The sequence below is a fragment of the Phragmitibacter flavus genome (assembly GCF_005780165.1).
Classification (GTDB): Bacteria; Verrucomicrobiota; Verrucomicrobiia; order Verrucomicrobiales; family Verrucomicrobiaceae; genus Phragmitibacter; species Phragmitibacter flavus.
This window is the reverse complement of sequence record NZ_VAUV01000002.1, coordinates 316,712-329,209: the sequence shown is the minus strand read 5'-3', so window position 1 is coordinate 329,209 and position 12,498 is coordinate 316,712. Positions and strand designations below refer to the sequence as shown.

Here is a 12,498-nt window from a genome sequence, read left to right as displayed (position 1 = left end):
TTCAAGCCCACTACTCTTCCATCTCCAGCCGGTATCTTGGCAATGTCTGGTCCACCTCAAGACTATACGCATCAATTCCTCCCGCCAGGCACTTCGTTTCGGAAAATCCATGCCCGAGGAAATAAGCCGCCGCATCCATGGCCTTGTCGCCCTGATGATCATAAATCACCACCGGCACCTGCTTGTCCCACGAAATGAACACTTCCTGCATCAACTCCTGCGTCATCAATTGCGATCCCGCAATGGCCACCGCCTCATGCTCCTCCCGCGTCCGCACATCCAAAAGCTTCACCTCCGGCCTCGTTTCCCGCAGCTCAACCAGCGCCTGCGGTGAAATCTGCAAACTCGCATCCGCCTCGTAAGCCGATTGAATACAGACAATCGCTTCATCCAGCGCCATGTCCTCATTCCGCGCGCAAACCTGCCCCAGCGTTTCCGACGGCGAAAATCCACAACTACGGCATCCCCCCACATGAAATTTTGCAAACAACGCCCGCTGCGCCCCGGGATACAACCTCAACAACTCACCCATCGTCGTATCAGCCGACAACGGCGGTAGCGGCAGGGTGGCAACAGAATCCTCAACAACTGGCATGCCTCCACCTTACTCCGACCTGACCCACGGTCAAACAGCGGATGCCATCTCTGCAACCCGTTCCCAAATCAGAAAAAAACCCGCACAAACGCGCAAATCGCGCTAGAATCCTCCCAATGGCCGACCAAGACGACGAACCCCGCATCTACGTGATGCCCAACCTCATGACCGCAGGCAACCTGCTGTGCGGCTTCATCGCCATTCTTCACATCGTCGGACGCTTCCAACCCGAGGAGGGCAATCACCGTTACTTCTGGGCCATCGGCCTCATCCTGCTCGCCTGCGTCTTCGATGCCCTCGACGGACGATTCGCCCGCATGAGCGGCCAGTCCTCCGATTTCGGACGCGAGTTCGACTCCATCGCCGACATCGTCAGTTTCGGCATCGCCCCCGCCCTGCTCGTGCATGACATCGTCCTCGCCAATTTCGAATTCACTGTTGGCGGCAGCGGCTACCTCATCTCCTGCATCTACCTCGTCTGTGGTGCCATGCGACTCGCCCGCTTCAACTGCCTCGCCGCCCGCGCCAATGACAAATCCAGCACCTCATTCCGCGGTTGCCCCATCCCCGCCGCCGCTGGCGTCATCGTTTCCCTCACCATGACGCTCCTCTGGCTGGAGAACAACAACCAGACCATCGGCCGTTGGAAATACGTCCTGCCCGCCCTCATGCTGCTGCTTTCCTACCTCATGGTCAGCAGCATCCAATACCCGAGCTTCAAAGCCATCAACTGGCGCACCCGACGCTCCTTTCACTGGGTGCTGATCACCATCATCGTCGTGGCCTTCACCATTCCCAATTGGCAGTGGATGCCCACCGTCCTGTTTGTTTCCTACCTCCTCTATGGCCTTGTCAGACCCTGGATCTCACGCCGCTGGCGGGCTGAAATCGAATCAGAAGCGGAAACATCCGAACCCGACGACGCCTTGGACGAAGAAGACGATGATCACGATGACGCCATCAAGAGCGGCACTCGCAAATCGTCACCAAAAAAACCCACCGACGACTCCAAAAACGATCCCGCTGCGTTGATCTAACCCACGCATCAACGCCCAGCCAAGCCCAGCGCCAGCGCCTCCATGCCCGACTTTCATCAGCCGATCCTGCTGCCGACCCTGCATCACCTCGCCGAGCCCCCGCTCGAAGAACGCGAAGCCCTTCTCCTCCGTGTCAGCGCCAAACGTCCGATCGCCCTCGTCATCCCCGTCCTCTATAACGAACTCGAGCGCGAAGCCCTCCCCCACATCCTCCGCCAGCTCTCCAAAGTCCCCTACCTAAGCCGCGTCGTTTTTTCCATGAACGGCATGGACGAAGAGCGCCATCATCTCGCCAAAAAATTCTTCGCCCGCCGACTCCGCCAGATTCCCCATCAAATCCTCTGGAACGACGGTCCCGAGCTCGACCCGCTTCATCAGGAAATCCAGCGACATCACCCCGTCAATCACCAGCACGGCAAAGGCTCCAACGTCTGGATGGCCATCGCCGCCCTCAATGCCAGCGGTCATCATGGCGTCATCGCCTGTCACGACGCCGACATCCTCAACTATCATCGCGAGATGCTCTGGCGGCTCTGCATGCCCGTGGTTCATCCCGACATGAACTACCTCTTCGCCAAAAGCTACTACGGCCGCGTGCGCGAACGCATCTACGGACGCGTCACCCGGCTCCTCGTCTTCCCCCTCATCCAGGCCCTCCGCGAAATCTTCGGCAGCACCCCCCTGCTCCGCTGCCTCGCCATGTTTCGCTATCCGCTTTCCGGTGAGTTTGCCGCCGACTCCCGCTTCCTCAGCAGCCTCGCCGTTGCTCCGGATTGGGGACTCGAAATCGGCATGCTCTGCGACGTCTTCCGCCACGCTCCGCCCCAAACTGTCTGCCAGGTCGATCTCGGCAGCAATTACGAGCACAAACATCAGCATCTCCAGTATCACCCCGATACCGGCGAACCCGATGCCCGCAGCGGCCTCATGCGCATGGCTCGCGAAGTCAGCCTCACCCTCCTCACTCATTTGTGGACCGACCTCGGCTTCGCCGCCGAAACCCGCAAGCTCGACCGACTCGCCGACGCCTACGAGGAGACCGCCCAGATCCTCCTTCAACGTTACGCCCACGAAGCCCTCTTCAACGGCCTCGAGCACGTCATGAAAGAAGAGCAGCAAGCCGTCACCGTCTTCAGCCGCATGCTCAAGCAGCTCGTCCTGCAGATCCACAAACACCCGCCCTCCCTGCACGCCCTCCCCAGTTACGCTGAAATCACCGCCGCCGATCCCACCTTTGCCACACGCCTGGGGACCGCCCTCAACCCTGACGCCTAAATTCTGCTCGCATTTAAGTCGCGTTCGCGTCATACTGCATCATGAGCATGACCACGCTGACACCAACCCAAGCCCGGGTGAATCTGTCACAACTCCTGCATCGCGCCCTGAATGGAGACGACATCGGTATCGTCATCAACGGCAAAATCGTCGCCCTTCGACCCGTCACCGTTGAATCCACCGACTACGCCGCACGCACCTACAACGTCACTCCAGACGAGCTTGCCAATTTCGAAACCAGCGTCCATGCCAAAATCAAAAAAGATCGCCGGGCCAACAAACTCAGGGAGTTCACCGGAGACATCGAAACCCTCATTAAAGGTTAGAGTCACCGAAGACCTGCTCAACCAACTCCGCCAGCATTCCAAAGCTGAACGCAAGGAAATTGGCGATGCCATGAACGTTGTTCGCGATTCATGGGGCAAACCTCACCTTCACTCCGGCATCAGCATTCGTCGGCTCACAAAAACCATCTTTGAATGCCGCGTTGGACTGGACGACCGCCTCGCTTTCGTTTTCATAGCGACCCCTCCCGAACTTGTGTTCTTTTTCATCGGCAATCACGACGAGGTGCAAAAACTCATTCGTTCGAAAAAATAAGCTGGCGGAAAACACCCCCCTCAAGGCGCGACCAACTTTAAATCGCCGCATTGATTCTACCGCAAATTCGGCGGCTGCCCCGTCGACTCCAACACGGAATGCCATAGCTCCTTCTTCGGATCCACCTTCCGTCGCCCATGGGTCACCATGTCCAGCGGCAGATGCACAAACGATCCATGCCAGCGTCCCACCAGCATCCCCGTCTTGCCCGCCACCGCCGCATGCACTGCCGACTGCGCCAGTCGTGAGCAATACACATTGTCCTGAGCATTCGCTGGCACACTGCGCACGATGTAACTCGGATCAATATACTTCACATTCACCTCCATCCGGCGCTCCTTGAAAAAGCCATTGATGCGGTCCTTTAGAAACAATCCGACATCCCCGTATCGCGGATTGCCACTCGCATCAACGCCCATGCCACCGCCCATCAATTCCTGACCCGCCCCCTCAGCGACCACCACCACCACACTGCCCCGACGCACCAGTCGATAACGCAACGCCTCCAAAAATCCACGTGGGCCCTCAAGATCAAACGGCACCTCCGGGATCAACACAAAGTCCACATTGCTCCCCGCCAGCGCCGCATAACACGCAATGAATCCCGAATCCCGCCCCATCAACTTCACCAAGCCCACCCCGTTCACCGCCCCCGTCGATTCCACATAAGCACAAGTCACCGCCTGCACCGCCGCAGCAAAAGCCGTCTCAAACCCAAAGCTCTTGTCCAAAAACATGATGTCGTTGTCAATCGTCTTGGGAATCCCCACCACCGCCTTCTTCAGCCCTCTGCGTTCGATCTCCTTGGTGATCTGCGAAGCTCCCCGCAAGGAACCATCCCCACCGATCACAAACAATATGTCCACCCCCATGTCCTCCAGCGTGTCCACCATGTCCCCGACATCTTGCTGACCACGCGAACTTCCCAAAAACGTCCCGCCAAAATGATGTGCCTGTGCCACCGAAGCCGGCCTCAACACAAACGGCGTGTGCCCATAGCGCTGCACCATCCCCTCGTATCCATAACGAAAACCATACACCTTGTTGATGCCATATTGATTATGACACTGGTTCACAATCCCCCGGATGATGTCGTTCAATCCAGGACACAACCCGCCACAAGTCACAATCCCCACCGTTGTCCGCGAAGGATCAAAATACAGCCTCTCCCGCGGCCCTGCCACCTCAAAACTTACCGGACTCGACTCCTCCTCTTCCTCCAGCTGCGATGTCGAAGTCTCATGCCTAAACAGAATCCGGTCTTCATCATCTTTGAAAGGCGCCTCAACCGAGCCAATATGATGCAACGGTGTGGGGAAAAGACACGGACCTAAGGATTGAATGTGAGTATCCACAAGAAAGTTGAGGGTATTGAAAATCTAAGCGAGCAACGCACCTTCCATCAAAGCACAACCAGTGCCAGCCAATATCTCTGCTCTCGACCATAAAAATCGACACTTCGCAACGTAACCATCACTCGCCCCCTCCCTCTTCCCCTTTCGTCCCGCCCCATCATGCTCCGGCCTCTTGCCATCTCATTCCTCCTTCCTCTGGCCATGCATGCCGCCTCCACCGTCGACGCGGTGCAGCACTCCCTCACCGATTCCATCATCCCCCTGCTCGAAAAAACCTGCATCGACTGCCACGACGCCGACCTCGCCAAAGGTGACATCGACCTCGAAAAACTCTTCACCCCCGGCAAAGACCGGCTCGACATCCGCTTCTGGCTGAAAGTCCGCGAACAACTCCGTGCCGGCACCATGCCACCCGCCAGCAAGCCCCCTATTCCCGAATCCGACAAAACAGCCGTCCTCTCCTGGATCAAGCAGAACGAACAAGCCCTGCTCAACGCCCCCATCGGCAGTCCCGGACCCGCGCGCACCCGCCGCCTCAACCGCGAGGAATACAGCAACACCATGCGTGACCTCTTCGGCATCAAGAGCCGGCCCGGCGACCAGTTCCCCACCGACGGCTCCGGCGGCGAAGGATTCAACAACAACGCCGACACCCTCAGCATCTCCCCTCTCCTCGTCGAAAAACACTTCCTCGCTGCCGGAGAAATCATCGACGAAGTCTGGTCCGATCCCCCACTTCGCAGCCGTCTCCTCGCCCCCGTTTACAGCGACAAACTCCCCGGCGACCTCGGTGCCGACCTTGCCCTACGCCCCTTCCTTCTCCGAGCCCTTCGCCAAATCCCCAGCGAAGACACCGTCCAAAAACACCTCAACATCCTGCGTGCCGCCCTCAACCGAGGAGCCAATTGGGACGAAGCCATGCAGGCCATGTTCAAATCCGTCCTCATCTCCCCTCGTTTCCTCTTCCTCGAAGAAGCCCCCGCCCCCAAAGACAATAACCAACCCCGCCAGCTCAACCACTTCGAAATCGCCACCCGCCTCTCCTACTTCCTCTGGTCCACCACCCCCGACGACGAACTTCTCAGCCTCGCCATCACGCAAAAACTCCACGACCCGGCCATCCTCACCGCCCAAACCCGACGACTCCTCGCCCATCCCAACGCCAAAGCCTTCGTCAAAAACTTCGCCGGTCAATGGCTCCGCTTCGAGGACATCCACGACAAGGCCAATCCCGACCGACGCAAATTCCCCGAGTTCAATCGCAAAATCCGCCAGGCCCTCTACGACGAAATCTTCCACTACACCGAAAACATCCTCCTCAAAAACGGCAACGTCCTCGACCTCCTCGACAGCAACTACACCTACCTCAACCAAACCCTCGCCAGCCACTACGGCATCCCCAACGTTCAAGGCGAAGAATTCCGTCAGGTGAAATTCACCGACACCAAACGCGGCGGACTCACCACCATGGGCGGCTTCCTCGCCGTCAACTCCTACCCCCAGCGCACCAGCCCCGTGCTTCGTGGCAAATGGGTCCTCGAACAACTCATGGGCACCTCCCCACCCCCGCCTCCACCCGACGTCGGCGGCCTCCCCGAAGACGATCGTAAACTCAAAAACGGCACCCTCCGCCAGCGGCTTGAAGCCCACCGATCCAAACCCGCCTGCATCGGCTGTCACGTCCGGCTTGATCCCCCCGGCTTCGCTCTTGAAAACTTCAGCCCCACCGGCCAATGGCGCGAAAATGAAAACGGCAAACCCCTCGACACCACCGGCACCATGCCCGGCAACCGTCCCTTCACCACCCCCGCCGAATTCCGTCAAATTCTCATGCAGGACAAGGATCTCTTCATCCGCAGCCTAACCACCCGACTGCTCGGATATGCCCTCGACCGAGGCCTCGAAGTCAGCGATCAGCCCGCCCTCCTGCGCCTCGAAAAAACCTTGCGCGACAGCAACCATCACATCGAACCCCTCATCATCGCCATCACCCAAAGCCACCCCTTCCTCTGGCGCAGATGAATGAAGACAATTCGCCCTTGGAAAAAGAGCGCCCCAACCATCCTATCAGGATTCCGCCTTTAGCCTTTAGCCTTTAGCCTTTAGCTAAAACCTCAGTCCCCCCGGCCTGCGCCGCCACACCGACGGACTCACCCCCGTCTGCTGCTTGAACCACCTCGCGAAATAATTCGCATCCAGAATCCCCACCTTCGCCCCCACCTCCTGCACCGGGCGTTTGTCCTCCAACATCGCCACCGCACGCTTCAATCGCACCCGCGAGCGCAACTGCCCCAACGTCAGTCCACACTCCGTGCGCAGAAGCCGGTTTAAATGATCCTGCTGATACCCCGTCATCTCCGCGATCTCCTTCAAATCGACTTCCGGACCGTCCTTCGTCTCCAGCAACCGCTCCACTCGTTTGCTCAAAGAGAAATGTTTCGCCGCCCCAAACCGGTTCACCGCCGTCAGCCATCCAATCGACTTCAGCGCCATGTCCAAGACATCCAGCACCACCGCCCCCACCCGCAAACTCATCTCGCGCTTCTCAATCTGCGGATGCCGGAACAGCGTGCTCATCCGCGCCTTCGTCTCCGCCAGCTGCTCCGCCGTCAACTGATCACACACATGCGAGGTCCCCCGTCCTCCCTCCATCACCACATCCATCACCAGACACAACGGCGGCCTGCCTCGCGACTGCTCGAATGCATGCTCCACCCCTTTCGCCACATGAATCACCGTCCCGGGCCGCGCCGGATACAGCGCCCCATCCACGCGTTGTTGACCTTTGCCCATTAAATACACCAGAATCTGGTCATGCTCATGCGCATGCGACGTCCATCTCGCCTCCGGCACATGCCGGTTCATGCGCAGCCGCAACACCTGCAAATTCGGCAGCGACAACTGCAAATCCTGAATCAACAACGGACGATAATTTTTCATAACAGTCCCACTCCCCGACACAAAGTCGATAAAGTGCTACCCGCAACCCCAATCTTCTAACCGTCACCCATTATATCTAAATCACCGTCATTCTTAGTCTTTATCCTTTAGCCTTCATCCTTTCGACATCATGCTCGCCCTCCACACCATGACCACCAAACCCTGGACGCTCGACGACTGCGCCAGGCACTACCCGCCCGCCGGAGTGCAAGGCATCACCGTCTGGCGTCAGCACCTTGAAGGGCACATCCCCCAACACGCAGGCGACCGGCTACGCGACGCCGGACTCGACATCATCAGCCTCTGTCGCGGCGGTTTCTTCCCCGCGCCCACCGCCGCCGAACGCCAGCTTGCCATCGACGATAACCTCCTCGCCATCGAACAAGCCCATGGACTCGGCACCCCCATGATCGTCCTCGTCTGCGGTGCCCATCCCGGCGTCCCCCTCCCCGAAGCCCGGCAACAAATCGCCGACGGCATCGCCGCCATCCTCCCCGTCGCCCAACAAGCCGGTATCAAACTCGCCATCGAACCCCTCCATCCCATGTATGCCGGCGACCGCTCCGCCATCAACACCCTGGCCCAGGCCAACGCCGTCATCGACCAACTCCACTCCCCAAAAAACCTCGGTATCGCCCTCGACGTCTACCACGTCTGGTGGGACGAAACCCTCCAATCGCAAATCGAGCTCACCGCAAAACACGACCGCCTCTACGCCTTCCACATTTGCGACTGGAAGACCCCCACCCTCGATCTCCTCAACGACCGCGGCCTCATGGGCGAAGGCTGCATCCCCATCATGCAAATCAAAACCTGGGTCAACCAAACCGGCTTCACGGGCCCCGACGAGGTCGAAATCTTCTCCACCCATTACTGGTCCATCGACCAGCACGACTACCTCAAAAAGATCACCCAATCCTACCAGCAACTTACCACCATGTGATTCAGAAGCTGGGGAGCACACGCATCTTGCGTGTCGTTCTTCGCATCCTGCGAAGAACCCGAGCGTCTCCAAGTCAATTAGGTATCCAACCACTTCCCCGTCCTCCCCAGCAACTACCAGCCACTCTCAACTCTCAACTCTCAACTCTCAACTCTCAACTCATCTCACCATGACCCAAACCATCGGCATCATCCTCAACGGCGTCACCGGACGCATGGGCACCAACCAGCACCTCATCCGCTCCATCCTCGCCATCATCGAGCAAGGCGGCGTCAAGGTCAGCAATGATCTCACCATCATGCCCGACCCGATCCTCACCGGGCGCAACCCTGAAAAACTCGCCGCCCTTGCCAAACGCACCGGCGTCTCCAAATGGTCCACCGACCTCCCCGCCACCCTCGCTGACCCGCAATACTCAATCTTCTTCGACGCCTCTGGAACCCTGCAACGCGCTGGCTTCGTTGAACAAGCCGCCGCCGCCGGCAAAGCCATCTACTGCGAAAAACCCACCGCCGTCGAAACTGCGGAAGCCCTCCGCCTCGCCCAAGTCTGCGAAGACGCCGGTGTCAAAAACGGCGTCGTCCAGGACAAACTCTGGCTCCCCGGCATCCGCAAATTCCGCGTCCTGCGCGACCAGGGCTTCTTCGGCAAAATTCTCTCCGTGCGCGGGGAATTCGGCTACTGGGTCTTCAGCGGCGAGCACGAAGACCAACCCGCCCAACGCCCCTCCTGGAACTACCGCACTGAAGACGGCGGCGGCATCATCATCGACATGCTCTGCCACTGGCGCTACGTCATCGACAACCTCTTCGGCAACGTCACCGCCGTCAGTTGCCTCGGTGCCACCCACATCCCCCAACGTCGCGACGAATCCGGCGAAACCTACCCCGCCACCTCCGACGACGCCTGCTACGCCACTTTTGAAACCGATACCGGCGTCATCTGCCAGTTCAACTCATCCTGGACCACCCGCGTTCGTCGCGACGACCTCTTCACCATGCATGTCGACGGCACCCACGGCTCCGCCGTCGTCAGCCTGCGCAAGTGCTGGGTCCAAAGTCTCGGCAGCACCCCCCGCCCCACCTGGAACCCCGACATCGAACAACCCATCAACTTCTTCACCGGCTGGCAGGAAGTCCCCGATGCCCTCCCCACCTACGACAACGCCTTCAAAATCCAGTGGGAGATGTTCCTCAAACACGTCGCCACCGACGCCCCCTTCCCCTACACCCTGCGCGAAGGTGCCAAAGGCGTCCAGCTGGCCGAGGCCGGTCTCCAATCCTGGGCCGACCGCAAATGGGTAAGCATCAATCCGCTCTAAATCTTCCAAGGAGCACTTCCGGCCACCAAACTCACCAATCCAATTTCGCCAGACACTTGGCCCACCAACCAATCCTTGGTGGGACCATTCAATCGTGCATGGCACCAACCCATCCAACTGCCATGCCGCATTTTCCTTGACCCCTCCCCTCCGACCCATCACCTTCATCCCCCGATGACCAATCAACAACGCGCGACCCTCTACCACGAGTTCGCCAAGCTTCTCGCCGCCGGCCTTCACGCCGACCGCAGCATTGACCTCCTCCTCGAACAACGTCCTGCCGCCCCCGTCAAGAAATTCCTCCGCGGCATCCAAAAAGGCCTCGAACAACACCTTGGATTTACCGAATCCATCGCCAAATACAACGCCTCCACCGTCAGCAAACTCGAGACCAGCCTGCTCTCGGCCGGCGAACATGGCGGCCGCCTCGAAAACGCCTGCGAACACCTCGCCCGCTACTTCGAACTCCGCCAAAAAAGCATCGACAAAGTCCTCGGTGCCCTCATCTACCCAATCATTCTCCTCCACCTCGGCCTAATTCTTCCCGACTTCATCACCTACTTCTCCGGCACTCCCATTCAGCAAATCGTCCCCCACCTTATCGTCCGCCTCATCATTCTCTGGGGCTTCCTCGCCGCCATCGCAATCCTCTGGGAACAAGGAGCCAAGGCCGCCACCAACTCCACCAGCGCCGACAGCCTCATTGGCATGATTCCCCTCATCGGCTCCATCAACCGCCACTGGGCCCTCGCCCGCTTCTGCCAGGTCTTCCACACCGGACTCCTCGCCGCGCTCAACATCAGCGAAACCCTCAAGCTTGCGGGAGCCGCCTCTCAAAGCGCCCTCCTCAACCAAGGTGCCACCAAAGCCGCCAAGGAAGTCGTCGCTGGAAAACCCCTTACCGAGGCCCTCAAATCTGGCAACGCCTTCCCCCGCTCCTTCCTCAACGCCGTGAACACCGCCGAAACCACCGGCACCCTCGACACTGAAATGGGCCGCTGGGCACAGATCGAAGGCGACCTCGCCGCCCGCTCGCAGGACCGGGCCGCCGAGTGGCTGCCGCGCATCTTCTACGTCATCGTCGTCCTCTACATCGCCAGCCGCATCATCGGCATCTTCCAGGGACTTTATGGCGAGGGCAGCGCCATCAATGAATTGCTCAACGCCTACTGATGTGCCATTGCTGACCCGACATTTTCAAACATTCGAAAAACCTTATTGCAATTCACTGTTCACTGGAACACATTGAGCCTAACTTAACTTAATTACTCACCGACTACCCCACACGAATCATGGCACGCGCTCCTAAAGAACCCACTACGACCACCGACACCGCCACCTCCAAGATCGCCGACGCGCGTTCCCGCAACCTCGACGCCGCCATCCAACAGATCCAAAAGGACTTCGGCGAAGGCTCCATCCTGCGCATGGACGAAAGCTCCCGCGTCGATGTCAGCATCATCCCCACCGGCAACTTGCTTATCGATCAGGCCCTCGGCATTGGAGGTTTTCCCCGCGGTCGTATCGTCGAGGTCTACGGTCCCGAATCCTCCGGTAAAACCACGATGACATTGACCGTCATCGCCCAAGCTCAAAAAGCCGGTGGCCTCGCCGCCTTCATCGACGTCGAACACGCCCTTGACCCCACCTACGCCCAGACTCTCGGCGTCAAAATGGAGGAACTCCTCGTCTCCCAGCCCAGTAGTGGTGAAGAGGCCCTGCGCATCTGTGAAACCCTCGTCCGCTCCAATGCCCTCGACGTCATTGTCATCGACTCCGTTGCCGCCCTCGTCACCCGTCAAGAACTCGACGGCGAAATCGGCGACGCCACCGTCGGTGCCCAGGCCCGTCTGATGAGCGCCGCCCTCAGAAAGCTCACCTCCATCATCAGCAAAGCCCGCACCTGCTGCATCTTCACCAACCAGATCCGCGAAAAAGTCGGCGTCATGTTCGGCAACCCCGAAACCACCCCCGGCGGCAAGGCACTGAAATTCTACTCCAGCATGCGCATCGACATCCGCCGCATCGGAGCCATCAAATCCAGCGATGGCACCACCACCGGCAACCGCACCAAGGTCAAAATCGTCAAAAATAAACTCGCGCCTCCCTACACCGAAGCCGAGTTCGACATCATGTATAACGAAGGCATCAGCGGCGTCGGATCCCTCCTCGACCTCGCCCTCGAAGCTGACATCCTGCAAAAACGCGGTTCCTGGATCAGCTACAAAGGCACCCAGCTTGCCCAAGGTCGCGACGCGTGCAAAGACGCGCTCAAAGCCGACCAAACGCTATACAACGAAATCGAAGTCGCGGTCAAAACTTACCTCGTTGACAAAAAAGCCGCCAAGGGTAGCAAAGCTGGCAAAGCAGCAGCCGCCGCCAGCGCCGCCCTTGCTTCCGGCGAAGACGAATAAACGAAAATCGATTTCTCA

The 12,498-nt window shown here is 58.9% G+C and carries 11 protein-coding genes; 8 read left to right on the top strand and 3 right to left on the bottom strand.

What is annotated here, in order from left to right:
* Positions 1-10 precede the first annotated feature (10 nt).
* Positions 11-595 carry a rhodanese-like domain-containing protein gene (locus FEM03_RS03450; protein ID WP_240772655.1) on the bottom strand — a complete coding sequence of 195 codons (585 nt, stop codon included), beginning with the start codon at positions 593-595 and terminating at the stop codon, positions 11-13.
* A gap of 116 nt (positions 596-711) precedes the next feature.
* On the opposite strand from FEM03_RS03450, the gene pssA reads away from it, so the two are divergent.
* The 3 genes from pssA to FEM03_RS03435 are packed head-to-tail and all read left to right on the top strand — an operon-like array spanning position 712 to position 3,233.
* Positions 712-1,632 (top strand): CDP-diacylglycerol--serine O-phosphatidyltransferase, encoded by a 921-nt coding sequence (gene pssA, locus FEM03_RS03445; RefSeq protein ID WP_166442595.1) that lies wholly within the window; start codon positions 712-714, stop codon positions 1,630-1,632.
* Positions 1,633-1,674: 42 nt separating this feature from the next.
* Positions 1,675-2,907 (top strand): glycosyltransferase family protein, encoded by a 1,233-nt coding sequence (locus FEM03_RS03440; protein WP_138084778.1) that lies wholly within the window; start codon positions 1,675-1,677, stop codon positions 2,905-2,907.
* Positions 2,908-2,948: 41 nt separating this feature from the next.
* Positions 2,949-3,233 carry a type II toxin-antitoxin system Phd/YefM family antitoxin gene (locus FEM03_RS03435; protein WP_138084777.1) on the top strand — a complete coding sequence of 95 codons (285 nt, stop codon included), beginning with the start codon at positions 2,949-2,951 and terminating at the stop codon, positions 3,231-3,233.
* A 330-nt stretch (positions 3,234-3,563) separates the two neighbouring features.
* Here the strand turns inward: FEM03_RS03435 and FEM03_RS03430 are convergent, their stop codons facing one another.
* A complete protein-coding gene (locus tag FEM03_RS03430; protein ID WP_138084776.1) occupies positions 3,564-4,862 on the bottom strand; it encodes an ATP-dependent 6-phosphofructokinase in 1,299 nt (432 codons plus the stop codon).
* Between the two features lie 159 nt (positions 4,863-5,021).
* Between FEM03_RS03430 and FEM03_RS03425 the strand changes: the two genes are divergently transcribed.
* Positions 5,022-6,884: a DUF1592 domain-containing protein gene (locus tag FEM03_RS03425; RefSeq protein WP_138084775.1), complete on the top strand. Its 1,863-nt coding sequence runs from the start codon at positions 5,022-5,024 to the stop codon at positions 6,882-6,884.
* Positions 6,885-6,968: 84 nt separating this feature from the next.
* Here the strand turns inward: FEM03_RS03425 and FEM03_RS03420 are convergent, their stop codons facing one another.
* On the bottom strand, positions 6,969-7,802 hold the full coding sequence (locus FEM03_RS03420; protein ID WP_138084774.1) for a helix-turn-helix transcriptional regulator: 834 nt from the start codon (positions 7,800-7,802) through the stop codon (positions 6,969-6,971).
* Between the two features lie 130 nt (positions 7,803-7,932).
* On the opposite strand from FEM03_RS03420, the gene FEM03_RS03415 reads away from it, so the two are divergent.
* From FEM03_RS03415 to recA, 4 genes are all read left to right on the top strand, one after another.
* Complete coding sequence (locus tag FEM03_RS03415; protein WP_240772653.1) at positions 7,933-8,745, top strand: sugar phosphate isomerase/epimerase family protein; 813 nt, start codon at positions 7,933-7,935, stop codon at positions 8,743-8,745.
* A 169-nt stretch (positions 8,746-8,914) separates the two neighbouring features.
* Positions 8,915-10,066, top strand: coding sequence for a Gfo/Idh/MocA family protein (locus FEM03_RS03410; RefSeq protein ID WP_138084773.1), 1,152 nt, complete (start codon positions 8,915-8,917; stop codon positions 10,064-10,066).
* 174 nt (positions 10,067-10,240) lie between these two features.
* On the top strand, positions 10,241-11,239 hold the full coding sequence (locus tag FEM03_RS03405) for a type II secretion system F family protein (RefSeq protein WP_138084772.1): 999 nt from the start codon (positions 10,241-10,243) through the stop codon (positions 11,237-11,239).
* 119 nt (positions 11,240-11,358) lie between these two features.
* The gene (recA, locus tag FEM03_RS03400) at positions 11,359-12,480 is read left to right on the top strand and encodes a recombinase RecA (RefSeq protein ID WP_138084771.1); all 1,122 of its coding nucleotides are present in this window, start codon (positions 11,359-11,361) and stop codon (positions 12,478-12,480) included.
* Positions 12,481-12,498 lie beyond the last annotated feature (18 nt).

Bases quoted from the DNA above. Each gene is read 5' to 3' on its own strand.
- FEM03_RS03450 (WP_240772655.1), bottom strand. From the start codon at position 595: ATGCCAGTTGTTGAGGATTCTGTTGCCACCCTGCCGCTACCGCCGTTG.
- pssA (WP_166442595.1), top strand. From the start codon at position 712: ATGGCCGACCAAGACGACGAACCCCGCATCTACGTGATGCCCAACCTC.
- FEM03_RS03440 (WP_138084778.1), top strand. From the start codon at position 1,675: ATGCCCGACTTTCATCAGCCGATCCTGCTGCCGACCCTGCATCACCTC.
- FEM03_RS03435 (WP_138084777.1), top strand. From the start codon at position 2,949: ATGAGCATGACCACGCTGACACCAACCCAAGCCCGGGTGAATCTGTCA.
- FEM03_RS03425 (WP_138084775.1), top strand. From the start codon at position 5,022: ATGCTCCGGCCTCTTGCCATCTCATTCCTCCTTCCTCTGGCCATGCAT.
- FEM03_RS03420 (WP_138084774.1), bottom strand. From the start codon at position 7,802: ATGAAAAATTATCGTCCGTTGTTGATTCAGGATTTGCAGTTGTCGCTG.
- FEM03_RS03415 (WP_240772653.1), top strand. From the start codon at position 7,933: ATGCTCGCCCTCCACACCATGACCACCAAACCCTGGACGCTCGACGAC.
- FEM03_RS03410 (WP_138084773.1), top strand. From the start codon at position 8,915: ATGACCCAAACCATCGGCATCATCCTCAACGGCGTCACCGGACGCATG.
- FEM03_RS03405 (WP_138084772.1), top strand. From the start codon at position 10,241: ATGACCAATCAACAACGCGCGACCCTCTACCACGAGTTCGCCAAGCTT.
- recA (WP_138084771.1), top strand. From the start codon at position 11,359: ATGGCACGCGCTCCTAAAGAACCCACTACGACCACCGACACCGCCACC.